This window comes from Chryseobacterium carnipullorum (assembly GCF_003815695.1).
Classification (GTDB): Bacteria; Bacteroidota; Bacteroidia; order Flavobacteriales; family Weeksellaceae; genus Chryseobacterium; species Chryseobacterium carnipullorum.
Map to the genome: position 1 here is coordinate 2,030,193 of NZ_CP033920.1, position 24,125 is coordinate 2,054,317.

Here is a 24,125-nt window from a genome sequence, read left to right on the forward strand (position 1 = left end):
TGTTAACATCATCATAATCATCTTATTTAAAAGTTATACTTTAAGCCACCAATAATATAACCTTGTAAAGCGGCTGTAGAGGCTTCTTCCGTACCTAGCTGACTTGTATAGCTATTGATATACTGAAAAGAATTTAAATTTAAAATGTTACTAAATAACAAGCTGTATTCAAAGTTTGATTTTTCTTTTCTATATGAAATTTGACCACCAATTAAGAAGTTACTAAGCTTGTTCTCTCCTGTTTTCTGTATTAAATATTCGCTTAAAATATTACCAATCCATTCTTTTTTAATGTTGGCTCTTATCCCAAAAGACAATCTTATATTGTCTTGTTTGGAAGTTGTATCATAAAAACTCTGCTCGAAAATACCTTTAGTAAAAGTGTAACCTAAATCAAATTGCAGGGGCTTGTTTTTAAAATTTGTAGAGAGCTTTTGAGATAGTTCAAAATTTTGGACGGTAGAAATATTTTCATTCTCACTGATATAATTTACATTCTTGGTTAAAGCACTTGTAAACTTTGTTTTTAATGTATAATACTTACTAAATCTTCGATCACTGGCAAACAAAAATATCAATCGATCATTATATCTTCCCATTGTATTTTCCATAGCTGAAAATTTACCATAATTAATGGAATTTGTCGTAAAGCTAGGTTTGGTTTTATCATACATCAGCATAAGAAACATGCTGCTTCCTTTTTCTAAATAAGCCCTGTGAAATGTCAATTTATAACTGTCCGTGTTGCTTATCAGATCAGGAGTAAGATCTACATTTTGAGTAAAATATAAATCCTTTGTATATAAGGGGTTGTATTGCAGAAGCTTTAATGTGGGAAGTTTATATATTGAGTTATATTCAAGGCTAACTTCTGTATTGGCTTTGGATGCAGGACTGTATTGAAATTTTAGTCTTTTCTCAAAATAATGTTTTTCATATTCATTGATATTCAGAAAATGAGAACTTAACGAAGCAGACAACTCAAATTTCCCAAATTGTTTGTACATATTCAGATCATTGATATAATGATAAGTTTTTAACGTCCTATTCTCATTTGCCTGTGATATCAGCTCTGTAAGTTCCGATTTTTCATTTTTATAAGAAAATCCCGAATGCAAATTAAAATTGACAAGCTTGTTTTTATTCTTCAGGTAAAAGTCTAGTCCATATCTCTTTGAATTCACGTCATATTGCTGAAATAATGAATTGTTATCAGTCAGAAATAGATTGTTATTGGAAAGTATATTTAAATTTCCCGAATAATCTTCATTCATTTGGTTGAAAGCGAAGATTATTTTTGAACTATTCAACTGTTTATTCCACGAAATAAAATTGCTTATACCATTATTTTTTACAGTGTTATTAATAGTGTAAAAATTGATATCTGTAGAATATCGGTCTATATTTTGGTTAAAATTATCTTGAGTAGGATTATAGCCAAAGTTATAATATAGAAAACTATCATCTGCAAAGGTTTTTTTCATTTTAATCTGGGTAGTCCCTAAAAATCCTCTGTTGTTCTCTGTTCTTTGTTCATAGAAATTAAAATCCATTGACTGTCCTTCGAATACAGTTCTTTTAGAAGTTGAAAATTTATTTAATTGAGCATTATTGAAAATTGAAAAAGCCGTAATGCTAAAATTCTTTTTTGACTTAGAATACTGCAAGGCTCCAAACTGATTATCCTTAGATTCTACTTTTCCGTCATTATTAAGAAAAGTGGGAATATCTACATTTGAACTGCTATCTGAATTATCTATATCTTCCTGCGTATTCATTTCGTAAAAATCCATAAAGCTGATAGGGTCTTTAGCAATATTATTAGCGTCAGCAATAAGGGCTAAATTTCCAAGTTTTCCAATACGAAACAAATTAGCATGTCCCAGATATGAATTATTAGTACCATAATTACCTTCTATATTTCCGGTAATTTTTCCTTTATATTCTTCTTTCAGCTTTAAATTAAGGGCAGTGGAACGATTTCCATTAATGGTAGTATAGTTTTGCCAAAGATCAATACTTTCAACCATATTAGCCGAAATATTCTGAGTTGCCATTTTATGGTTTTTCCCGAAAAACTCGTTTCCTTCTACTAAAACCTGGCCTACTGATTTTCCTCTATAGGTTACTTTCCCGTTTTCATTAATATTAAGGCCCGGAAGTTTTTTAATGAGATCTTCCGTCGTTCTTTCTGTACCGTCTCTTACAGCTTTCAGGTTAAAAGCTATAGTGTCTTCTTTCGCACTGGCTATTTTAGGACGTGCTTTTATTTCTATCGTGGGTATCGTTTTAACTTGTGATTCTAAGACAATCCCAAAATCATTTTTTTCGTTTGTATTAATTTCTACAATCTTTGTTTTGTATAATAAAGAGGAAAATTTTAAGGAAAAATTTCCTTTCTGGGAGGGCTGGAAATTACAAACACCTTTATCGTTTGTTTTTTGGAAGTCTAAAGTTTTTTCATGTTTAAGAAGCTGAACGTTAACTTCCGATATAGGGTTTCCGTTCGCTTCCTTAACTTCAATATTAATGTTTTGTGAAAAAGAATAGCTGAAAAAAAATAAAATAATAATAATCGAAAATTTGAAATTCATTATAATCGAATATCTGTATGTGTTTCTTTTACCTTTGATGCTTCTTTCATAATTTCCTGAATTTTATCCTTGTCCTTTTCCTGGTCTAAAACTTTAAGCTTTGAATTCATAGGCTCAAAATCTGTTTCTTTTCCGTCATTACTTATTTTAGTTGCATATACAATAAAATTAGGAGATTCCACTTTTAAAACAAGCCCTGGAAAACTATTATAAACATAAGGACCTGCACTTACGGGGAAATCTTCAGCATACCATACTTTTACCAAGCCCCCACTATTTAGTGTAACCTCTGCTAATTTACATGTATATTTTTCAATTTGTTCAACGTTATCTTTATATTCTACTTTGGAAAACTTAGGTGCATAATATTTATAATATTCTTCGTCTCCAAAATTTTGATATTGATAGAAACCGGGATCATTTTTTTTATGGTAAATCTTAATCGGTTTTATAACAAAAGATTCTTTTGTTATGCTAGTCGTTCTTTCATCTACTTTTTTTCTTTCTTTCTCGTTTTCAAATCCTTCAGTGGGAATATTTTTATAAAAAGTATTTCCTTTATAAAAGTACAGTATTTGTTTTTGAGCTTTTTTAAGCTTTTCCTCTGCCTGTCTTTTAAATGTGCTTGAGGATTCTGAAGAGTATTCGCTAAGATCCTGCTTATTTACATATTCATATTCTACCTTTAAATTTTGGGCATTAATAAAATTAAAAAAAAATAAGGAGATAAAAAGAGTGTATTTCATATCTATTAAATTGTATTTATAAAAGCGCCTAAGTAAATAGACGCTCTTATTATTTATACTTTTAGTAACTATTATTTAGCAACCGTACCAATAGGTACTCATTACCAAATCAGTTGATTTTGTTACGATAAGATTTCCCATACCATCATCAAAATAACTATATGTAACCTCAGTAGTAAAAACAGTTTGATGACAGATGTTTTTAACATCTTCTGCTTTTTCATCATTTTTCCCTTCTTTCAAAGAATTTACTTTGTCAGATGTAGATTTCAGAGATATAGTTTCTTTGCTTTCATTAGAAAAATTATGAACTGGTGTATTGCTTTTAGCAAATCCTAGAGTTGTTCCTGCAAATAAGAACGCTGCGAATAATAATGTTTTCATTTTAGTTTAATTTTTAAATTAAGTAAATTATTTTGTCATATAAACCCTGACATGGGTTTTGCTGATCAGCATTTTTATTTACATTTTGTACTGTACACATACAAAAAAATAAAACATTTGTGTTTTTACCTGTTGCAAACTTACTTAAGATGGTAACGTGAAAAAAGTAAATGGACCCTAAATTTGTAAATCTAGAGCTATATATTTATAAAAATAAAATATTTAAAATGTTTATTATCAGTTGTTTATTGTCTATATTGAATTTGTTTACTTTTTAATCTCTTTAATGCAGATTGAAAGAAGAGTATTTGGTTTTTTTAAAGACCAAATATAATTCCAGCTTATTTTTATATCCCAATTCGTCTGATATGCGGATAATTTATAAGACCGGAATTTCGTACCCTTAATCATCCTATTGAGTGCATAATTAATAGGAAGATCATTAAGATAAGCAGTAAGTTCTTTGCTTTCTGAATATTGATTACCTGTGATAAACAGATAGTATGGGTTTTTATACTTTTTCCTAAACCGGCGGATATACTATCTTTCTTTAAAAAGAGTTCTTTCGTTTCAAAAACTTTCAATTCTTTTAAAATAAATTGTACTACTTACTTAGGAACCTTTTTAGACGTTTTGTCCTCTGCTATTTCAGCCTGATTAGTATCTTTAAGCGATTTTTCTTTAGGAATTTTAAAATCACTTTTTTCACTAGAATTAACTAAATCATGATCAGTTTTTCTATGTTTGCTTTCTGTCTTTTTTAATTCGTAATGTAATAATGATAGTCATAAAAAAAACTAAAGAACAAATGAAATTATTCTTCTATTTTCCAGATCATTGATAATCTTTTTTTGAAGACTTTTTAACAACTGAAAAAAATAAGAAGCAACCAATTATTAATTGATTGCTTCTTTGTTATGAGAAATAAATGATTACATATTCACAACGAGAAGAACTGTAAAGATCATGAGTACACATACTAGTATGACTACGAAATAAGAATTTTCATTTTTTGAATTGACTAAATCTGTATTTCCTCTCCTTGATTTAAATGTTTTCATTTTATTTATGATTTTGCTGATTTTGATATACTGCAACCAATCCTATGTCAATTGCTGTCATTATAACCCAAGCTGCTAATACTACCGATGGAAAACCCCCATCAATTGTTTTTTATTCATGAGTCTCAAGCTCTACTAAGTTTAATTAAGCTAAGTTCATTTTTTTTTTAAAATTGAATAATAAATATGTTAATTTTAAAGATTTTGATTGCCAACTCCGTTTGTATGAATTACATTTCCGAGAATTACAATAGTTTCAGGTTCACCCCCAAAACCTCCTTCGATCCTTCTAAGATCTTCTGTACTTAAAGTTTCTAAATTCATTTTTGATTTTTAAAATTAATAATACTCACTTGGTCATACAGTCAGTAACATGGTTATTTGCTGATCAGCGCTTTTATATTTGCATTTTGTACTGTACACATACAAAAATTAAATATCTGTGTTTTTACCCTGAGCAAACTTACATAAGAAGGTAACGTGAAAAAAGTAAATGAACTCTAGATTTGTAAATTTAGAGCTATATATTTATAAAAATAAAGTATTTAAATTGTTGATTATGTTTTGTTTATATCAGTATTTTGAGTGGCTTTGTTTTCGATCTCTTTAATGTATATAGATAGAGTAGTCCCTGTTTTTTTCTTAAAGGCTAATGAAAATGCCTGCTCATTGTTATATCCTAATTCATCTGATATGACAGATAATTTATAAGAACGGAATTTTCTGTCCTTCACCAGCCTGTTTAGCGCATAGCTAATACGAAGATCATTAAGGTAGGTTGCGAAATTCTTTCCTTTCTGACTGTTGATCACCTCTGATAAGTAAGTCGTATTGGTTTTAATACTTTTTGCCAGACTTGCTGAGGTAATCCCTTTCTTTAGGAAAAGTTCTTTTGTTTCAAAAACTTCCAGTTCTTTTAAAATAAATTGTGCAACATCTTCAGGAGTATTTTTAGCATTCTTATCTTCCGCTTCAACCTCCTTATGATCATGAAGTTGAGGTGTATCTGATTTCTCCTCTAAAGTTTCAAGGTTTCGTCTCTCAATAGAATTGATTAAATCCTGAGCAATCTTTCTATGCTTTTTTTCTGTTTTTTTAGATTTATAATAAAAGAAGGAAAGCAGTACTAAAGAAATTGATAAAAAACCAATTGAAAAATTTAGAATTGTTTTTCTATTTTGAAGATCATTAATGATACTCTCTTTTTCCTGTAAGAGATTTGGCGTATCATATTTTTTGGGTAGCTCTACTGACAAGTATCTGAATTGTTCATCTAATTTCTGATCAACTTTTAGAAACCTTTCAATATAATAAAGCTGCTTCTCTTTATCATTATTTTGTTTAAAGTAATCTATCAAATAAGTATATACTTCCCGAAGCTCTGGAAAAGTAATGCCAGAATTTTGTACAATAGAATCTAATTTAATATATGTGTCTAATGCTTTATCACTTTTTCCCTCACCTTCATAAGCTTTGCCTAAATTGTACAAAATGTAAATTATATTACTCTTCTCATCGGAATTAGTAAAGTATCTAAAGACATTGGATAGCTTTGTGATGGCTGTGTTGTATTTCTTTTGTTTTAGATCGTAAGTTCCTGATAGGTAGTGGTATAGATTGTAATCGTGTTGATTTTTATTTCTAAGAGCATATTTTTGCCCTTCCTGAATTAAAATATTGGCAGAGTCTAATTTATTAATCTCAATATAACAGCTAATGAGGGCTATACGCATTTGGTTATGTTGATAATCATCTGTGATATTATTTCTATTGTACACATAGTGTCTGAATGTTTTTGCCGCTTCTTTGTTTTTACCGATATAACTATTGATATAAGCAATATTCATATTGGCATAGGCCATTTGTCTTTCGTCGTTTTGTTCTTTAGCATACTTTAATCCCAAGATATAATTATCCAGGGCTGATTTCAAATTATCATTCTTGTAATAAAGATTTCCTTTTATCAGATAGGTTCTGGTAGGGTAGAGATTTCCTGTCACATTTTTTGTTATGGACGCTAAACTGTCAACATATTTTATAGCAGTAGGAAAATCTTTACTAAAATGCATAAGATTGTAGCCTTCAGCGATTTCGAGTGTGTTTTTTTCTTTTTTAGCTTTTTGTAGATAATATCTCGCTATCTGTTCAGATTGTGGGATTTTAATATGATCATAATAATCATAAAATTTATTCTTCAATTCTGAATACTTAAGCTCGTCTAAACTATCAATTTTGGTCCCTTGGGCACTCGCCCAATTGCTAAGTAATAATATTACAATTAGGAATATATATTTCATCATTTTGATATTGGTGCAATGCAAAAGTATCAATTTCAATGTGTAAAGTTATACGATACTATAGTATTTTAAAATATTTAAGTTTCCTATCCCGTATTGAAAATGATTCCTGAGAAATATCTTTACAGGCTTTTTAAACTATTTTTTACTTGAATATGAATAGGCTTTTTATTTCCAATCAAAGACTATTTGAAATGGTAATTTATGATTACTTGCTTAGGTATTATTAAACTTGTGCATATAATTCCTCAGCAGATAAAGTCGAGATGACTAATAAAGCTGTCTGATAAAGAAACTATAACTTTTCAGTTCAAATCTTTCCAAAGTTTTAAAAAACTCGTCAGAAAAATCTAACGAGTTTTTTTTATTCTATACTGAAAACGATCCGTTCGGTTTGTTCCTTAAGATCCTCCAGGTTGGTATTGTTGTAAATAATACAGTCTGCCAGCTTGATCTTATCCTTTTCGGGCATCTGCTTTTCCATGACGGATTCTACTTCACGGTAGGTCTTTCCGTCTCTGTCCATTACCCTTTTGGTTCTGATATTATCTTCTGCAGTGACCAGAAGAGATTTGTAGCATTGTCTGTTCAGTTTTAATTCAAACAATAATGCTGTTTCTTTGAAAACTAAATATTTGGTCTGTTTTTTCAGCCATTCTTCAAAATCAATCTTTACAGCAGGATGAATGATTTCGTTTAATTCGTGAAGCAGATCTTTATTATTAAAAACCTTTTCTGCTACATATTTTCTATCATAAAGGCCGTTTGAATCATAAGCTTGTTCGCCCAGTAATTCTTTGATCTTTATTTTGAGGTCTTCACTATCATTCACAATGGTTTTAGCCCTGTCGTCGGAATAATAAACCGGGAATCCAAACTCCTCAATAAAATGGGCTACAGTAGTCTTTCCTGAGCCTATACCACCGGTAAGCCCAATGATCTTGGGTGACGGTTCCGGTTCTGCTTTCTGTGTCTCTGAATGTAATTCTTCCATAATCAAAAATTAATATCCAAAAACGTCATTAAAACTGTGGATCTCGTCTAATCTTACTCCTTTTTCTGTCATTTTAAGGCTTGCTAATTCATTGTGGGCATCATGTTCAAAGAACAGTAAATATTCATTATCGACGCACTGTTTCAGGAACTTTCCTTTTTCTTCCATCGTCAAAAGAGGTCTGGTATCATAGCCCATCACATATACCTGGTTGATATGTCCTGCTGTAGGAATAAGGTCTGCGGCGAAAACAATTGTCTTTTCCTGGTACTGAATTACCGGAAGCATTTGCTTTTCCGTATGCCCGTCTACAAAGATGACATCCATCTTCAAATCAGGGGCAAAACCATAATTTCCTGTTGCAGGAAGAGGTAAAAAGTTAAGTTGTCCACTTTCCTGTATCGGAAGGATGTTCTCCTTCAGGAAACTTGCTTTTTCTCTGGGATTAGGCTCTGTAGCCCATTTCCAATGGTTATCGTTCGTCCAGAACTGTGCATTTTTAAAAGCCGGCCTGTATCCTGTTTTGTCGTCATTCCATTCGATAGCGCCTCCACAATGGTCAAAGTGAAGGTGAGTAAGGAAAACATCGGTGATGTCCTCTTTTACAAAACCGAATTTCTTTAAATTTTTATCAAGACTGTCATCTCCCCAAAGAGAATAATGGCCGAAGAATTTATCATCTTGTTTATTGCCGAGACCGCAGTCTACAAGAATCAGTTTCTTGCCGTCTTCTATAAGCAGGGATCTTGTTCCCAGTTCGATCAGGTTTTTTTCGTCTGCAGGATTGGTTTTTTCCCACAAACTCTTTGGGACGACTCCAAACATGGCACCGCCATCCAGTTTAAATTTTCCACATTGTATTGGATATAATTTCATATATATTTTGATTATTATTTCTTTATTAATTTCATCTTTTCAGCAATCTTTTTACCATTCTCATCTGAATTTTCAAGCTCTGAAATGATATTTTGAAAATCATGTTCCTTTCTGTTCTGGGAAAGTTTCTGCTTGATAAATATTTCCGTAGGAATTATTTTCAGTCCGAAAGCACCTTTCATTTCCTTTTCTACCAATTCCCTTCCCATATCTTTCACCATCACCGGACACTTCTGAAAACTTTCATATTTAGAAGTTAATTTATCCAGATGCCGATACAATTCATCATGATTCATCAGTTCTACCTTTCCTTGGATCTGTACCGCTTCATAATTCCAGGTTGATACATTCATATGATCATACCAGCTGCTTGAAATATAAGCATGAGCACCCAGGAAATCACAGAGTACTTCATCTCCGTCTCTTAATGTTTTTGCCTGAGGGTTAGCTCTTGAAATATGAGTTTCCACATAAATGTTCTCAGGGTCATCTTCATTAAGCATCATCATAGAATGAGTTGCCCTTATTCTTTCCCCGGAAGAAATGAGTAAGGCAAAAGCATTTTCCCTGATGATTTCTCTCATCAGATTGTAATCTTCGCTTCTGTATAATTTTGGAATAAACATAGATCGTTAAAATAATTCTCCGGGACTTCTCGGTATGGCTATATTTAAATGTTTATAAGCCTTATCCGTTACTTCTCTTCCTCTGGGTGTTCTGATAATAAATCCTTCCTGAATCAAAAAGGGTTCATAAACCTCTTCCAAAGTTTCAGGGTTTTCTGCAATAGAAGTCGCCAAGGCAGAAATTCCTACCGGTTTTCCTTTAAAATTTTCTATCATGACACGCATGATCTTATTATCCATTTCATCCAATCCGAACTCATCGACATTAAGAGAATTTAATGCATATTTGGTAATGTTGATCTCAATTTCACCATTTCCTTTGATCTCAGCAAAATCACGTACCCTTCTTAGCAGAGCATTCGCAATTCTCGGAGTTCCACGGCTTCTTCTCGCGATTTCTATCGCTGCATCTTCATAAATCTTACTGCCTAAAACCCTTGAACTCCTCTGAATGATCATCGACAAAAGCTCAACCGAATAATATTCAAGTCTGCTCTGGATCCCGAATCTTGCCAGCATCGGCTTTGTCAGCATTCCGCTTCTTGTAGTCGCTCCCACTAATGTAAAAGGATTCAGACCAATCTGAACACTTCTTGCATTAGGCCCGGTTTCCAACATAATGTCTATCTTATAATCCTCCATAGCAGAATACAGATATTCTTCTACAATAGGAGAAAGACGGTGGATCTCATCAATAAAAAGAACGTCATTTTCTTCCAGATTGGTAAGTAAGCCTGCTAAACTTCCCGGTTTATCCAAAACAGGGCCGGAAGTAATTTTACAGCCTACACCAAGTTCATTAGCGATGATATTGGCTAAAGTGGTTTTACCCAGACCCGGCGGACCGTGCAGAAGTACATGATCGAGAGCTCCACCCCGTCTTTTGGCAGCACTTACGAAAACTTCAAGGTTTTCCAAAGTTTTTCTCTGCCCGGCAAAGTCCTTAAAACTCTGCGGACGGATCTGCTCCTCCTGCATAAGCTCTTCATGCGAGTAGTTTTCCTTATCTGGATGTAAAAAGTCTGGCATTAATTCATTTCATTTACCTCAAAGATAACAAATTTAGACTAAGGTTGAGGTGTGGACTGAGAAATTTCAGAGATTGGAAAAAGGGGAATACGGAGGCTGAGATAGAGACTGAGGTAAAGAATAAGGCTAATTTAGATGGAGGATATTGATATATTTTAAGTATTTTTGAGAGGAAAAATTAATTATAAACAAGCTATAGCTTAATCTTTGATCAATGAAATTAATAGGACCTTTCAAGCAAATTGTAACATTGGCCAATCTTCCTTTAAGAGGAAAACTTTCCGATGAGCAGATCGATATTATTGTAGACGGAGGAATTGTGGTGAATGACGGTACCATCCAGAAAATTGGAAATTTCGAAACACTGAAATCTGAAAATCAAAATATAAACATAGAAACCATTGAAGGAGAGCAGATTGTTCTTCCAGGATTGGTGGATTCTCATACTCATATCTGTTTTGGAGGAAACCGGGCCAATGATTTTGCGATGCGTAATGCCGGAAAAACATACCTTGAAATAGCTGAAAGCGGTGGTGGAATCTGGAGTTCTGTACAGCATACAAGAAGTGCTTCGGAAGACGAATTACTAAAGACATTACTCGAAAGAATCAACTTTCTGATCTCATTGGGAATCACAACTATTGAAGTGAAAAGTGGCTACGGGCTAGATGTCGAAAACGAGTTGAAAATGCTCAGAATTATTAAAAAAGCACAAAGCCATACCCAAGCTACGCTGGTTCCTACTTGTCTTTCTGCCCACCTGAAACCAAGAGATTTTGAAGGAAGTAATGAAGAATATTTAAACTATATCATCACCGAAATCTTACCTAAAGTAAAAGAAGAGGCGCTTGCAACGCGTGTAGACATATTTATTGAAAAATCGGCGTTTCAGCCGGAAGAAAGTAAAGATTTCCTTCTTAAAACTAAAGATTTAGGTTTTGATATAACCGTTCATGCAGACCAGTTTACACCGGGAAGTTCAAGAATTGCCGTAGAAGTAGGAGCGAAATCGGCAGACCATCTGGAAGCGACTATTGATGAAGATATTGAGTTTTTGGCCAAATCAGATACGGTAGCAACAGCACTTCCGGGAGCAAGTTTAGGATTAGGCGAAAAATTTACACCAGCCAGAAAACTATTAGATGCGGGAGCAATCGTGGCGATTGCCAGTGATTGGAATCCGGGATCTGCGCCCATGGGAAATTTAATTACTCAAGCTTCCATTTTGGCCACATTTGAAAAATTAACAACTGCTGAGGTATTGGCAGGAATGACCTTCCGTGCCGCGTACGCTTTAGGGCTTGAAGACATCGGAAAGCTGGAAGACGGAAAGAAAGCTGATTTTGTAACTTTTAAAACAGATAATTTCCAGAATGTACTGTACAATCAGGGAAGCCTGAGTGCTGAGAAGGTTTATATCAACGGAAATCAGGTTCATTAATGATGGGATTATTTGACAAGATGCTCGGCAAAAAGCTGCCGGAAAAGGAAACCAGAACCTATAACGAGTTTTGGGACTGGTTTTTGACAAAAGAAAAAACTTTTTTTGAAGTGGTAAAAGGCAGAGAACATATTGAAGAGCAATTCTTTGATATCATGTCTCCTGAACTTAGTAAGGTAAACGATGGCTATTATTTCCTTTCTGGAATGTGTGATGAACACACCGCAGAGCTCATCATTACAGTAGAAGGTGACGTGAAAAAAATAATTTTTGCTGAAGAATTGATTGCCGCTGCTCCAAAGATTGATCACTGGAAGTTTACCGCTCTAAAACCCGAAACAGATATTGAAAATGTAGGGGTTAGAATCAATGACTGTGAGTTGACAAAACATAATATTTACTTTTATTCAAATGACATAGAAGGGTATCCGGATGAGATCGATCTGGCTTTTGTTTATGAAAATCTGAACGAAGAAAACAGAGAATCTGCCACGACAGGAATCTGTATCTTTCTGGATAACTTCCTTGGGGAGCTGAATTTTGCCACTCAGATTGATACCTTTAGCATTATCGGTAAACATGAAGCAGAGCAGGAACTTATTCCAATAGAAAAATTAAGAGATTTTCTTCTGTGGAGAGAAAGAGAATTTACTGAAAAGTATAAAGATTCACAGATTGTAGAAAGTGAAGATCAGTTTTCAGTTCTTGAAGCCACTTTAGAAAACGGGATGCCACTCATGGCTACAGTGAATGCCTCTCTGTTAAAATACGATGCAAAAGCTTCCTATCCATGGATCTCTGTCCTGAAGATTTTTTATGACGGAAGCAATAATAGTGGTTTTCCTGAAGAAAAGGATTACAATAAAATGAATGCACTTGAAGATTATGCGGTAGAAACTCTGACGCCAAAAGACGGACATTTGTATATCGGGAGAGAAACGGCAGACAATTCCAAAAGCATTTATTTTGCAAGCAAAGATTTTAGACAACCTTCAAAAGTTTTTGATCAGATCATCAAAGAAAATCCTGAATATAAAATTTCACTCGAAATTTATAAAGATAAATACTGGCAAAGTTTTGAACAATACAACGTTAATTAAAACAAATTCATTTTTTGGAAGGGCAGAGTAGATAAAATTACAGCCTTTGATTTTTATTTTTTTATATAAGTTTTCTTATATTGTGACCCCATTACTGTTAATTCATTGTATAAAACAGTAATTTTCTATAGTTCTTAAGTACATCCCTGATAAGGAAAATAACGCAGTCATATTATTCTTTGAGTACTTCTGCCAGGGCTATGCCAGGTGTCTGTCAATATTAATACGAAAAATAAATGTGATGAAATTTAAAAATGTACAATCTACTTTCAATAAAGGGGTGACGATCCCAAGTCTGATTTTTATTATTGGAACATGTTTTCTTTCAGCTCTGTTTCCAAAGCCGACGGAAAATATTCTGAATCAGATTAAACAGTTCATATTTGTCAATCTGAATTGGGTATATGTCTGGGCCGTCACTCTGTTTGTGATCTTTTTAGTCTACCTGCTGTTTAGTAAATATGCAAACATAAAACTGGGCGCTAATGATAGTAAACCGGAGTATTCCTTCTTTTCATGGATTTCAATGCTGTTTGCTGCCGGAATGGGAATCGGATTGATCTATTTTAGTGTGGCAGAACCTATGCAGCATTATTCTTCCGAAGTTTTTGCCGATAATCATTATGTGAGCCGGGCAAAACAGGCGCAGTTATATACTTTTTTTCATTGGGGAATCCATGCCTGGGCCATTTATGGAGTGGTAGGACTTTCCTTATCTTACTTTGCTTACCGATACAGATTACCGCTTTCATTACGAAGCTGCTTTTATCCATTGCTGAAAGATAAGATTAATGGGAAATGGGGAAACGCCATTGATGTTTTTGCATTATGCTGTACCTTCTTTGGATTGACCACGACTTTAGGATTTGGAGTGGTACAGATCAGCTCAGGATTAAATATACTCCATATCACCGCAGAAAACAGTTTTACCAATCAGGTGATTATTGTTATCAGCCTTATTTCTCTTTCTGTTTTTTCAGCCATCAGCGGAGTAGATAAAGGCGTAAAGATTTTAAGCAATATTAATATAATGAGTGTCATTGTACTCTTACTCTTCGTTCTGATATTGGGTCCAACGGTATATTTGATAGGAAGTTTTACCGATGGATTGGGAAACTACATCAATAATTTTTTCAATCTTACTTTCAATACCCATGTTTATGAAAAAAATGCATTGCCATGGTTCTATGACTGGACTATTTTATACTGGGCCTGGTGGATTTCATGGTCGCCTTACGTAGGTTTATTTATCGCAAGAATATCTAAAGGAAGAACCATCAGGGAGTTTATTCTGGCAGTTTTGGTACTTCCTACCTTATTCAATTTTATCTGGATGTCTGTATTCGGAAACAGTGCTATCTGGTTCGATCTGAATGTGGCCAACGGAAATTTAAGTGCTCTGGCGTCCGATCCTGATGCTTTGATGTTCAGGTTTTTAGAATATATGCCACTCTCAACAGTAACCGGATTTTTTGTTATCGCCATCATTATTATTTTCTTTGTAACCTCTGCCGATTCGGGCATATTCGTCATGAACAGTATCGCTACTAAAAATGCCAAAAAGTCTCCCAAATGGCAAATTATATTCTGGGGTATTCTACTGGCCGTACTTTCCCTGTTATTATTAAATGCAGGTGGATTGAAAGCGCTTCAGAGTATGACCTTAATTACAGCTTTGCCCTTTTCAATCATCGTACTTTTATTCATCGTAAGCTTAATGAAGGCACTTATTATTGATCAGAAATATTATGATACCAACTTTTCTGCCTCTACCGTTCCGTGGTCAGGGGAATTTTGGAAAGAACGCTTAAAAAATATCGTTTCCTTTAAAGATAATTCTTCAGTCGATCATTTTATTAAAGTTAAGACGAAAGAAGCTTTTACAGAGCTGCAGCAGGAATTTGCATCCAATGGAATCGAAGCCAAAATAAATCAATATGAAAGTCCCGTAAGAATAGAAATAGAGATTCATCAGGGAGTTGTCAATAATTTTATATATGGCGTTGAAAATAAGGTGAAAACCGTTTCTGAATACATGATTAATGAAGAAAACCTTCCGGATCTGGACAACAGTAAAACCCACTATCCAAGATCCTATTTTGGGGATGGAAGAGAAGGATATGATGTGCAGTACTTTACAAAGAACGAACTGATTTCTGATGTGCTCAAGCATTATGAACGATTCCTGGAAATAGTTTCGGAAGAGCGCAATGAAATGTTCATCAGCAGTAATGCCAATCAGAACAAAGAATAGCTTACAATGGGCTTATGACGTGAATGACGGATGTCATAGAACGTTTTTGAAATTGAACACAGGAGTGTTTTACTATCTAAACAATATTATTTAGATTTACAGGATAAAACGATGTAATTAAAATTTAATTTAAAATCTATGTTTCAGGACACTTGGCAAGGCAGATTAGACGGAGAAGAACTTCTTTTTCACAGAATATTTCAACGGGTTAAGGAAGAACGTAACTATGACAATATTGCAGCAGATGATTTTGTGCTGCACGGTTTTGCCGTAGATGAAGGAGTGAGAAGAAATAAAGGAAGGCAGGGTGCAAAAGATGCTCCGGATGTGATCCGAAAAAATATGTCTAATTTTCCCGTCATCCGCCCGGATTTTTCCCTTCTGGACTTTGGAAATGTAACGTGTGAAGACGGTGACCTGGAAAGTTCCCAAAACAGTCTTGCTAAAAATGTGTCAAAAGTACTTTTGAAAGGCGGGAAATCAATTGTTTTGGGTGGAGGTCATGAAGTGACTTATGCTCACTATTTAGGCGTGAAAACGGCCTTTCCTGAACAAAAGATCGGGATCATTAATATCGATGCTCATTTTGATAACAGACAACCGGAAAATGGAGTAGGAGCAAGTTCAGGAACCGGATTCTGGCAGATCGCACAGGAAGGACAGATCAATTCACTGCATATCGGGATTCAGAGAAATTCAAATACCCTGAAACTGTTTGATACAGCCCATCAGTATGGAATGAAGTACATCCTTGCCGATGAACTGTTTTTTGAAAATCTTCCTTCCATCTATGAACGCATTAATGAGCTTGTTGAAAGTGTAGACGTTCTCTATCTTACCATTTGCATGGATGTCTTTAATGCTTCTATTGCGCCGGGAGTTTCTGCTTCCGCTTACAATGGCATTTTTGCAGATACACCCTTTATGCATTTATACCGCCACATTTTAAAAAGTAAAAAACTGATAGCGTTGGATGCAGCAGAAGTTAATCCATCACTTGATATTGAAGACAGAACCGCAAGACTTGCCGCATGTCTTATGAATGAATGGTTTATGATCTAAAGGTAAAATTATATTATTTTAATAGAGAAAATCATTTCTTTTTTTAACCCTTAAGGAACAAAATTTGTTACTTTCACGATGCTTTTTAGAATAAAAGCATTAATAAATTCATTTTTGAATTTAAAACAGAAATTATATTATGGAACAGTTAATTGAAAATAAGCTTATTCAAGCAAATAAGACATTTTCAGAATGGAGAAAAGTACCGTTTGAAGATAAGCAAAAGCTGATCAGAAAGGCGGCGGAAATTTTAAAAAATAATTCGGAAAAATTCGGCAGGATCATCACCACTGAAATGAATAAACCTATTGCAGAATCGATTGCTGAGGTGGAAAAATGTGCTTTGATGATGAACTATTATGCGGACGCTGAAAATATTTTAAAACCCGAAAAAATTGAATCTGAATTTTCTTATTCTGAAGTTCATTATGTTCCAAAAGGGGTAATTTTAGGAGTAATGCCATGGAATTTTCCTTTCTGGCAGGTGTTGAGATTTGCTGTACCAGCTATTTTAGCCGGAAATACAGTCGTTCTGAAACATGCTTCAATTTGTTTCGGAAGCGGGAATGCAATTGCCGAGGTTCTTCTGGAGGCCGGTTTTCCGGAAGGTGTTTTCCAGAACCTGGAAGTAGGACATACCGCTGTGAAAGAAATTCTTGAGCACGATGCAGTAAGAGGAGTGAGTCTTACAGGCAGTGGAAAAGCGGGGGGTGAAGTAGCTTCAATCGCTGGTTTAAATATCAAAAAATCTTTATTGGAATTAGGAGGAAGTGACGCTTTCATTATTTTTGATGATGCAGATTTAGATGCAGCGGCAAAAGCAGGAGCGAAATCCAGACTTCAAAATTGCGGACAAACCTGTACTGCTGCTAAAAGATTTATTATTGACGAAAAAATTGAAGATGAATTTTTGCCGAAATTCATTGAAGAATATAAAACGTACGAAGTCGGAGATCCTTTCAATAAGGAAACCAAATTAGCGGGAATGGCAAGACCAGACCTGGCCGATGAGTTGGAAGCTCAATTCAACAGGGCATTGGAAAATGGTGCTGAAATTATTATTCCTTTGGAAAGAATTTCTGAAAATGAATTTAAACCTGGTTTAATTCGTGTTCAGGAAGGAAATCCTATTTTGAAAGAGGAACTTTTCGGACCTCTGGGAATGGTGATGATCGCTAAAAGTGACGAAGAAGCTTTACAAATGGCTAATGACATTCCTTTCGGACTTTCAAATTCCGTTTGGACAAAAAAAGCAGACCGTCAGTTATTTTTTATCGAAAACCTGGAATCAGGGACTGTAAATATTAACAGAATGACGAGCTCTGATCCGCGTTTTCCATTCGGTGGCAGCAAGGATTCGGGTTATGGAACAGAGTTGTCTTTATTAGCTTTGAAAGAGTTTGTCGTGGCAAGAACGATCGTGGGAAACTAGTTGTACAATGTAAAAAGTATAATTGTAAAAAGTAATAATGTAATTTACAGTTATTAAATATAAAAAACTCCCAGAAATAACTATTTCCGGGAGTTTTTTGTATGGTAATCGAAAAGTAATTTCGCTTGTCGCCTAAACTGTCGTCAGTCTCAACGTATTTGTTTTTCCACCTTCATAAGATGGAGTCGCATTGATATTGATTACAAAATCTCCACTTTCGATATAACCGTGGTTATGCGTCAGCATATTGACCTGAATAATCGTCTCATCCGTAGACTTCTTCATGTCATAGTAATACGCGTGAACTCCCCAAAGAAGATTCAGCATAGTGATCACTCTTTTGTTTCCACTGTATACAATGATCTGTGAATTCGGTCTGTGAGCAGCAAGCTGGAATGCGGTGTATCCTGAGTGGGTCAAAGTAACGATCGCTGAAACATTGGTTGTTTTAGCAATTCTAACCGCTGCAAGACATACTCTGTTGGTAATGAATCTTTCGTCGATGCAGTTGTAATCTTTCTCGATAGGCTCATTTTTATGCTGGTAAAAATGGGTAGTCTCGATATTCTTTACAATCTTCGTCATATTTTCAACCACCTGAATAGGATATCTTCCTACAGAAGTTTCTCCTGAAAGCATTACTGCATCTGCACCGTCCAATACAGAGTTGGCAACGTCATTGACCTCTGCTCTGGTAGGCGTAAGGCTGTTGATCATCGTTTCCATCATCTGCGTAGCGATAATTACCGGCTTAGAATAGAATCTTGCTTTTTCTACCAGGTTTTTCTGGATAGCAGGAACTTCTTCCATTGGAACTTCCACCCCAAGGTCACCACGGGCAACCATCAGTCCGTCACATTCCAATAAAATTTCGTCAATATTTTTAACGCCCTCAGGCTTTTCAATCTTGGCAATGATCGGTGTTTTGAATTTACCGTTTGGATGCGCCTTGATCAGTTCTTTTAAGTCGATAATATCCTGGGCATGACGAACGAATGACAATGCAATCCAGTCAACCTCCATGTCAAGCATGAAATTAGCATCCTGAATATCCTTTTCCGTAAGAGCTGGAAGAGAAACGTTCGTATTAGGTAAATTAACTCCTTTTTTAGAGCTTAATGGTCCCCCCTGGATCGTTTTTGCTTTTACGGTATCGATCTCATTGGTTTCAATAACCTCCAACATCAGTTTCCCGTCATCAATAAGAATTTTTTCCCCCACTTTTACGTCCTGAGGAAACTGCTGGTAAGTCATATATACCTTCGTAGAATCACCTTCTATTTTCTCATTGGTAAAGGTCAGGATGTCTCCCGGGTTAAGATAAGAACCTTCTTTTACAACGCCTACTCTAAGTTTTGGTCCCTGAAGGTCTCCTAGGATTCCTATAGAATAGCCATATTCCTTATTAAGCTCTCTGATAATTTCAATATTATTTCGAACTAAGTCGTAGTCTGCATGTGAAAAATTTATTCTGAAAATATCAACACCCGCTTTCATTAGTCCTAACATTACCTCCTTCGATGATGAAGCAGGTCCTAGTGTTGCAATAATTTTTGTCTTCTTTAAATACTTATTCATAATACTGGATAATTTGATAAAGTTCCTCTTCAGAACCTAGTGTGTAATCTTGTATCGGAAACACAAGATTTTCCGGGAGCAAAATTACGGAAAAATCAGGAATTTGTTCCGAAGTATGCAGAATATATTCTACATCTACCTGATTATTTAATAAAAATTTAATGTTTTCTTCTTCTGTAAAGAGCTCAGTCTGCAGTTTTTTTTGCTTACTTTCCGAAGAACGGTTTGAAATGAATGTAAAACACGTCTTGGTAAACTTGTGATAAGCTTCAAATCTTGGAAAATGATAATCATAATAAGCCCCGTGAATGATCACATCTTTTTTTCTGGAAAAGGTAAGGCCGTTGATTTGATTTATTTTATAGAAAAACTCATGAGCAGGTACATCTTTTGCTAATCTTACCAATCCTATGGCAATATCTTCAAATTCTATATCGTCTAGATCATAAAGTTTTTGGATTTCCAAGTATGTTTTCTTTTTTGTTTAAAATATAAAATGCTCTCTGTGCTGCTTTTTCCTCTGCTTTCTTTTTGGAAGTTTCTGTCGCATTGGCGATTTTTTCTTCTCCCAGCCAGACATGACACCTGAATACCACTGCTTTATTAGCCTGGATTTCTTCGCAGGTTTCGTACTTTATATTTACTTTTTTCTTCTGACTCCATTCGAGCAAAAGACCTTTATAGCTGACGATCTTATTTTCAAGCTTGTTCATTTCGGTAGGCGTCAGCAATCTCTCCAGAATGATCCTTTTACAGGCTTCATAATGGAAGTCAAGATATACCGCACCGATCAGTGCTTCAAATAAATTTCCGGAAATATTTTCGCCTAACGCTGCGGATCCCTGCTTTTGCAAAAGATCGATCAACTTCAGGTCTTCACCTAATTTATTAAGATTCTTCCTATTAACAATTTTAGATTTCATCTGGGTCAGATATCCTTCGTTGGCCTGAGGATACGTCTGGAACAGATGACAGGAAATAATTGTACCCAAAACAGAATCTCCCAAAAATTCAAGTCTTTCGTAATTACTGTCTTGATTTTTAGAAGAACTTTTTAAAGAGAAAGCCTCACGGTAAAGAGCGACATTCTGAACCTCGGCACCCAGCATTTTTTTCATCTCGGTACTGAGAAAGTAGTCTCTCTCCGTTAATTTTCTTTTTCTTTTTTTGAGAAGGAATTTAGAAAAGTATTTCTGTAACTCCATTCATTGAATTTAGATTTTCTTAAATAGAACGCAAGCATTGTGCCCACCAAATCCAAAAGTATTGCTCATGGCTACTTTTACATCTTTTTTAACAGCTGTATTGAATGTGAAATTCAATCTTTTGTCAATATTTTCATCATCAGTAAAATGGTTGATGGTAGGTGGAACGATACCATGAATAATTGTTCCTAATGCAGCGATAGCCTCAATAACCCCGGCAGCACCCAAAAGGTGACCGGTCATTGATTTTGTAGAATTAATCTGAATGTCAAAAGCGTGCTCGCCCAATAATCTCGAAATTGCGTTGGATTCTGCAATATCTCCTAATGGAGTAGAGGTACCATGCATGTTGATATGGTCTACTTCATCAGCAGTTAAGCCTGCATCTTCCAGGCAGTTTTTCATTACAAGATAAGCGCCTAGGCCTTCAGGATGAGGCGCTGTCATATGGTGTGCATCTGCACTCATACCGCCACCTAATAATTCTGCATAAATGGTAGCACCACGTTTTACCGCGTGCTCATATTCTTCAAGGATAATAGATCCCGCACCTTCGCCCAGTACAAAACCATCTCTGTCTTTATCAAAGGGTCTTGAAGCGGTGGTAGGGTCATCATTTCTTGTAGAAAGTGCCATCATCGCATTAAATCCACCGACACCACTTGCTGTAACGGCAGCTTCGGAGCCTCCGCATACAATAACGTCAGCTTTTCCTAACTGGATGATCATCTTGGAATCAATCAGCGCATTGGCAGAGGATGCACAGGCAGATACCGTAGTATAATTCGGCCCGTGAAAACCATATTCAATGGAGATATGACCAGGAGTGATATCCGCAATCATTTTAGGAATAAAGAATGGGTTGAATCTTGGAATTTCCGTATTCGCCCATCCTAAAACCTCAGTTTCGAAAGTTTCTAAACCTCCGATTCCAGACCCCCAGATTACCCCGACTCTGTTTTTATCAACATTGTCTTCCATAATTCTGGAGTGTGCTACCGCTTCTCTTGCGGCTACAAGCCCAAGTTGAGTATTTCGGTCCATTTTCTTTGCTTCTTTCTTATCGAAATGCTGCAACGGATCGAAATCTTTTACTTCGCAAGCGAATTTGGTTTTAAAGTTTTTGGCATCAAAAAGAGTAATCGGAGCAGCACCGCTCTCACCTTTAAGAAGATTTTCCCAGTATTCTTTTGCATTATTTCCAATCGGTGTTATTGCGCCAAAACCGGTTACAACTACTCTTTTTAATTCCATAAACTTTTAAAATTTTCTTTTTTGTTGAAGAATATTATTTATTTACTACTTCTTCGATGTAAGCGATAGCGTGCCCTACAGTAGTAATTTTTTCAGCCTGATCATCAGGGATTTGAATATTGAATTCTTTTTCAAATTCCATGATTAACTCAACTGTATCCAATGAGTCAGCTCCTAAATCGTTTGTGAAGCTAGCTTCAGGAGTTACTTCTGTTTCTTCAACGTCAAGCTTATCAGCGATGATAGCTTTTACTCTTGATGCAATGTCTGACATAGTAAATTATTTTTTTAATTGTTAGATGGTGCAAATATATAAAATTCTTCACGATAAAACATTTTTTTAGTCTTTTTTGTGGGTAGACTATACTTATTTTATAGTGAGAAGTTTTAGTGTTTTAGTTTTCAGCTATTTATGTTTGCTATGCAAATCATAAGTAAAATAAATTGTTATTCAGGGCAGAAATGATGTTAAAATCCTTTGTAGTCAATGGCAAATCAAAGATATTTCAGCTTAGAAATTGAATCTGTAATAATATAGAGCTCGCGTTTTATTTCTGTTAAATTCAATGATGATGAAGCTTTTTTTATTTTAATCAATGCAATGGAGCCTAACTTTTATTTGCATTATGAACTATTTAGCAAAGTTGAATTGAGCCATGTAGCAAAGTGAAGCTTTTGAAATTGTAAGAACTTTGCCATATTAAATTAAAACAATTAATATGAAACGTATCACTGAGGCTTACATCAATGGTGAATTGACATCAATAGAGGGAACAGAAATATTTGATCTGATTAACCCAACAAATCATGAAAAAATCGGAGAAGTTGTTTTGGGAGATCAAAGAGATATCAGAAAAGCAATTGCAGCAGCGAAAAAAGCTTTTAAAACTTTTTCTAAAACTAGTGTAGAAGAACGTATTGAAATCCTTGAAAATCTAAAGAAGGCGGTTGAAAGACGGGAAAGTGAACTCATTGAAACGATGATTCTGGAATATGGTGGAACCCGACAGTTCTGTACGGCCAGTTTTCAAAATATGGTGGGCGCATTTGAGCAGATGATAGAAACGCTTCGTCATTTTGAATTCGAAAGAAAAGCGGGTAAGACCCTTGTACAGATGACACCTATAGGAGTGATAGGTATTATTACCCCGTGGAATTCCAGCAACAGTTTTATATGCAGTAAATTGGCAACGGCGGTTGCAGCAGGTTGTACCGTAGTGGTAAAGCCCAGTGAAATGAGTGCACTTCAGACCCAACTGATTATAGAGTGCTTTCACGAAGCTGGCCTGCCAAAAGGATTATTCAACCTAGTGAATGGACTGGGAAGTGTTGCAGGTAATGAAATCGTGAATCATCCGGATATTGCCAAAATATCTTTTACCGGATCTACTCAGACAGGAAAAATGATTGCCAAAGGAGCTGTGGAAACGATGAAGAGAGTGACCTTGGAACTGGGAGGAAAATCACCGAACATTATATTGGACGATGCTGATTTTAAACAGGCTGTTCCTCAAGCTGTTTATGGAGCATATATGAATAGCGGGCAGGCTTGTATTGCGCCAACCCGTTTATTGGTGCCTTATTCAAGGTTGCAGGAGGTTAATGAATTGGCCAAAGAGACTGTCCGTCACGTTGTGGTTGGAGATCCGGCGAACGAAAATACCAATGTTGGTCCAATGGTTTCTGAAAAACAATATGAACGCGTACAAAGCTATATTAGGTTGGGTATTGAAGAGGGAGCAGATCTTTTAACAGGTGGTTTGGGAAAACCAGGAGGTCTTGACAAAGGCAATTTTGCAAAAGCTACCATTTTTACGAATGTCCGGAACAATATGCGTATTGCTCAGGAAGAAATTTTTGGCCCGGTATTGTCCATTATTCCTTATGAAAATGAAGAAGAAGCGATTTCTATTGCAAATGATACTTCATATGGATTGGCTGCTTATGTTACCTCTTCCGATGAAAACCGTGCTGTAAGAGTTGCTTCTCAGATTGAAGCAGGGAGAGTTTGTATTAATGGTTTTAAACATGATCCTTTGGCTCCGTTTGGGGGATTCAAGCAGTCCGGAATCGGAAGAGAATTCGGAGCATTCGGTCTGGAAGAATATTTAGAACCGAAATCAATTTTGGTGTAATTAAGCCTTAAAAATAGTATATTGAACAGTCAAGTCAAAAAGTTTTGGCTTGACTTT

General features: G+C 35.2%; 20 protein-coding genes. 6 read left to right on the forward strand and 14 right to left on the reverse strand.

All coding sequences use genetic code 11. The features are described from left to right. Positions 1-26 precede the first annotated feature (26 nt). The 9 genes from EG346_RS09235 to ruvB form a co-directional block, all read right to left on the reverse strand. Entirely contained in the window at positions 27-2,594 is a 2,568-nt protein-coding gene (locus EG346_RS09235; protein WP_123878180.1) for a TonB-dependent receptor, read from the reverse strand. Beyond that, complete coding sequence (locus EG346_RS09240; RefSeq protein ID WP_123878182.1) at positions 2,594-3,340, reverse strand: GLPGLI family protein; 747 nt, start codon at positions 3,338-3,340, stop codon at positions 2,594-2,596. The genes EG346_RS09235 and EG346_RS09240 overlap by 1 nt, the downstream gene beginning before the upstream one ends. A gap of 75 nt (positions 3,341-3,415) precedes the next feature. After that, positions 3,416-3,724 carry a hypothetical protein gene (locus EG346_RS09245; RefSeq protein WP_123878184.1) on the reverse strand — a complete coding sequence of 103 codons (309 nt, stop codon included), beginning with the start codon at positions 3,722-3,724 and terminating at the stop codon, positions 3,416-3,418. 1,256 nt (positions 3,725-4,980) lie between these two features. Beyond that, positions 4,981-5,109 carry a hypothetical protein gene (locus tag EG346_RS25335; protein ID WP_262511523.1) on the reverse strand — a complete coding sequence of 43 codons (129 nt, stop codon included), beginning with the start codon at positions 5,107-5,109 and terminating at the stop codon, positions 4,981-4,983. Positions 5,110-5,342: 233 nt separating this feature from the next. Beyond that, positions 5,343-6,983 (reverse strand): helix-turn-helix domain-containing protein, encoded by a 1,641-nt coding sequence (locus EG346_RS09250; protein ID WP_164466079.1) that lies wholly within the window; start codon positions 6,981-6,983, stop codon positions 5,343-5,345. Positions 6,984-7,446: 463 nt separating this feature from the next. Next, positions 7,447-8,076 carry a dephospho-CoA kinase gene (gene coaE, locus EG346_RS09255; protein ID WP_073329572.1) on the reverse strand — a complete coding sequence of 210 codons (630 nt, stop codon included), beginning with the start codon at positions 8,074-8,076 and terminating at the stop codon, positions 7,447-7,449. A gap of 9 nt (positions 8,077-8,085) precedes the next feature. Further along, on the reverse strand, positions 8,086-8,952 hold the full coding sequence (locus EG346_RS09260) for an MBL fold metallo-hydrolase (RefSeq protein ID WP_073329574.1): 867 nt from the start codon (positions 8,950-8,952) through the stop codon (positions 8,086-8,088). Positions 8,953-8,966: 14 nt separating this feature from the next. Next, complete coding sequence (locus tag EG346_RS09265) at positions 8,967-9,578, reverse strand: FMN-binding negative transcriptional regulator (RefSeq protein WP_073329576.1); 612 nt, start codon at positions 9,576-9,578, stop codon at positions 8,967-8,969. A 6-nt stretch (positions 9,579-9,584) separates the two neighbouring features. Continuing rightward, a complete protein-coding gene (gene ruvB / locus EG346_RS09270) occupies positions 9,585-10,607 on the reverse strand; it encodes a Holliday junction branch migration DNA helicase RuvB (protein WP_073329578.1) in 1,023 nt (340 codons plus the stop codon). Positions 10,608-10,821: 214 nt separating this feature from the next. Between ruvB and hutI the strand changes: the two genes are divergently transcribed. The 5 genes from hutI (at position 10,822) to EG346_RS09295 (ending at position 17,896) form a co-directional block, all read left to right on the forward strand. Next, a complete protein-coding gene (gene hutI / locus EG346_RS09275; protein ID WP_123878188.1) occupies positions 10,822-12,048 on the forward strand; it encodes an imidazolonepropionase in 1,227 nt (408 codons plus the stop codon). Continuing rightward, positions 12,048-13,148, forward strand: a complete 1,101-nt coding sequence (locus EG346_RS09280) for a DUF695 domain-containing protein (protein ID WP_228429380.1) — start codon at positions 12,048-12,050, stop codon at positions 13,146-13,148. The genes hutI and EG346_RS09280 overlap by 1 nt, the downstream gene beginning before the upstream one ends. Positions 13,149-13,389: 241 nt before the next feature. Beyond that, entirely contained in the window at positions 13,390-15,402 is a 2,013-nt protein-coding gene (locus EG346_RS09285; RefSeq protein ID WP_164466081.1) for a BCCT family transporter, read from the forward strand. A gap of 138 nt (positions 15,403-15,540) precedes the next feature. Next, positions 15,541-16,464 (forward strand): formimidoylglutamase, encoded by a 924-nt coding sequence (gene hutG / locus EG346_RS09290; protein ID WP_123878190.1) that lies wholly within the window; start codon positions 15,541-15,543, stop codon positions 16,462-16,464. 139 nt (positions 16,465-16,603) lie between these two features. Next, positions 16,604-17,896, forward strand: coding sequence for an aldehyde dehydrogenase family protein (locus tag EG346_RS09295; protein ID WP_123878192.1), 1,293 nt, complete (start codon positions 16,604-16,606; stop codon positions 17,894-17,896). Positions 17,897-18,028: 132 nt separating this feature from the next. Here EG346_RS09295 and pyk read toward each other — a convergent pair whose 3' ends face one another. The 5 genes from pyk to EG346_RS09320 are packed head-to-tail and all read right to left on the reverse strand — an operon-like array spanning position 18,029 to position 22,207. Continuing rightward, a complete protein-coding gene (pyk, locus tag EG346_RS09300; RefSeq protein WP_073329588.1) occupies positions 18,029-19,474 on the reverse strand; it encodes a pyruvate kinase in 1,446 nt (481 codons plus the stop codon). Continuing rightward, positions 19,467-19,940, reverse strand: a complete 474-nt coding sequence (locus EG346_RS09305) for an IPExxxVDY family protein (protein ID WP_073329590.1) — start codon at positions 19,938-19,940, stop codon at positions 19,467-19,469. Before EG346_RS09305 ends, pyk begins: the two co-directional genes overlap by 8 nt. After that, a complete protein-coding gene (gene rnc / locus EG346_RS09310; protein WP_073329592.1) occupies positions 19,918-20,679 on the reverse strand; it encodes a ribonuclease III in 762 nt (253 codons plus the stop codon). Before rnc ends, EG346_RS09305 begins: the two co-directional genes overlap by 23 nt. Before the next feature lie 9 nt (positions 20,680-20,688). Then, positions 20,689-21,933, reverse strand: coding sequence for a beta-ketoacyl-ACP synthase II (gene fabF, locus EG346_RS09315; RefSeq protein ID WP_073329594.1), 1,245 nt, complete (start codon positions 21,931-21,933; stop codon positions 20,689-20,691). A 34-nt stretch (positions 21,934-21,967) separates the two neighbouring features. After that, positions 21,968-22,207: an acyl carrier protein gene (locus EG346_RS09320; RefSeq protein WP_002976354.1), complete on the reverse strand. Its 240-nt coding sequence runs from the start codon at positions 22,205-22,207 to the stop codon at positions 21,968-21,970. A 445-nt stretch (positions 22,208-22,652) separates the two neighbouring features. Here EG346_RS09320 and EG346_RS09325 point away from each other — a divergent pair, with 445 nt between their 5' ends. Continuing rightward, positions 22,653-24,068, forward strand: coding sequence for an aldehyde dehydrogenase family protein (locus EG346_RS09325; protein ID WP_123878194.1), 1,416 nt, complete (start codon positions 22,653-22,655; stop codon positions 24,066-24,068). The last annotated feature ends 57 nt before the right edge of the window (positions 24,069-24,125 follow it).

What these genes read in the sequence shown, in the direction of transcription:
- EG346_RS09240 (WP_123878182.1), bottom strand. Translation starts at nt 3,340, where the DNA reads ATGAAATACACTCTTTTTATCTCCTTATTTTTTTTTAATTTTATTAAT.
- coaE (WP_073329572.1), bottom strand. Translation starts at nt 8,076, where the DNA reads ATGGAAGAATTACATTCAGAGACACAGAAAGCAGAACCGGAACCGTCA.
- EG346_RS09320 (WP_002976354.1), bottom strand. Translation starts at nt 22,207, where the DNA reads ATGTCAGACATTGCATCAAGAGTAAAAGCTATCATCGCTGATAAGCTT.
- fabF (WP_073329594.1), bottom strand. Translation starts at nt 21,933, where the DNA reads ATGGAATTAAAAAGAGTAGTTGTAACCGGTTTTGGCGCAATAACACCG.
- EG346_RS09280 (WP_228429380.1), top strand. Translation starts at nt 12,048, where the DNA reads ATGATGGGATTATTTGACAAGATGCTCGGCAAAAAGCTGCCGGAAAAG.
- EG346_RS09325 (WP_123878194.1), top strand. Translation starts at nt 22,653, where the DNA reads ATGAAACGTATCACTGAGGCTTACATCAATGGTGAATTGACATCAATA.
- pyk (WP_073329588.1), bottom strand. Translation starts at nt 19,474, where the DNA reads ATGAATAAGTATTTAAAGAAGACAAAAATTATTGCAACACTAGGACCT.
- EG346_RS09295 (WP_123878192.1), top strand. Translation starts at nt 16,604, where the DNA reads ATGGAACAGTTAATTGAAAATAAGCTTATTCAAGCAAATAAGACATTT.
- EG346_RS09285 (WP_164466081.1), top strand. Translation starts at nt 13,390, where the DNA reads ATGAAATTTAAAAATGTACAATCTACTTTCAATAAAGGGGTGACGATC.
- hutG (WP_123878190.1), top strand. Translation starts at nt 15,541, where the DNA reads ATGTTTCAGGACACTTGGCAAGGCAGATTAGACGGAGAAGAACTTCTT.
- EG346_RS09245 (WP_123878184.1), bottom strand. Translation starts at nt 3,724, where the DNA reads ATGAAAACATTATTATTCGCAGCGTTCTTATTTGCAGGAACAACTCTA.
- EG346_RS25335 (WP_262511523.1), bottom strand. Translation starts at nt 5,109, where the DNA reads ATGAATTTAGAAACTTTAAGTACAGAAGATCTTAGAAGGATCGAAGGA.
- EG346_RS09235 (WP_123878180.1), bottom strand. Translation starts at nt 2,594, where the DNA reads ATGAATTTCAAATTTTCGATTATTATTATTTTATTTTTTTTCAGCTAT.
- hutI (WP_123878188.1), top strand. Translation starts at nt 10,822, where the DNA reads ATGAAATTAATAGGACCTTTCAAGCAAATTGTAACATTGGCCAATCTT.
- ruvB (WP_073329578.1), bottom strand. Translation starts at nt 10,607, where the DNA reads ATGCCAGACTTTTTACATCCAGATAAGGAAAACTACTCGCATGAAGAG.
- EG346_RS09265 (WP_073329576.1), bottom strand. Translation starts at nt 9,578, where the DNA reads ATGTTTATTCCAAAATTATACAGAAGCGAAGATTACAATCTGATGAGA.
- rnc (WP_073329592.1), bottom strand. Translation starts at nt 20,679, where the DNA reads ATGGAGTTACAGAAATACTTTTCTAAATTCCTTCTCAAAAAAAGAAAA.
- EG346_RS09260 (WP_073329574.1), bottom strand. Translation starts at nt 8,952, where the DNA reads ATGAAATTATATCCAATACAATGTGGAAAATTTAAACTGGATGGCGGT.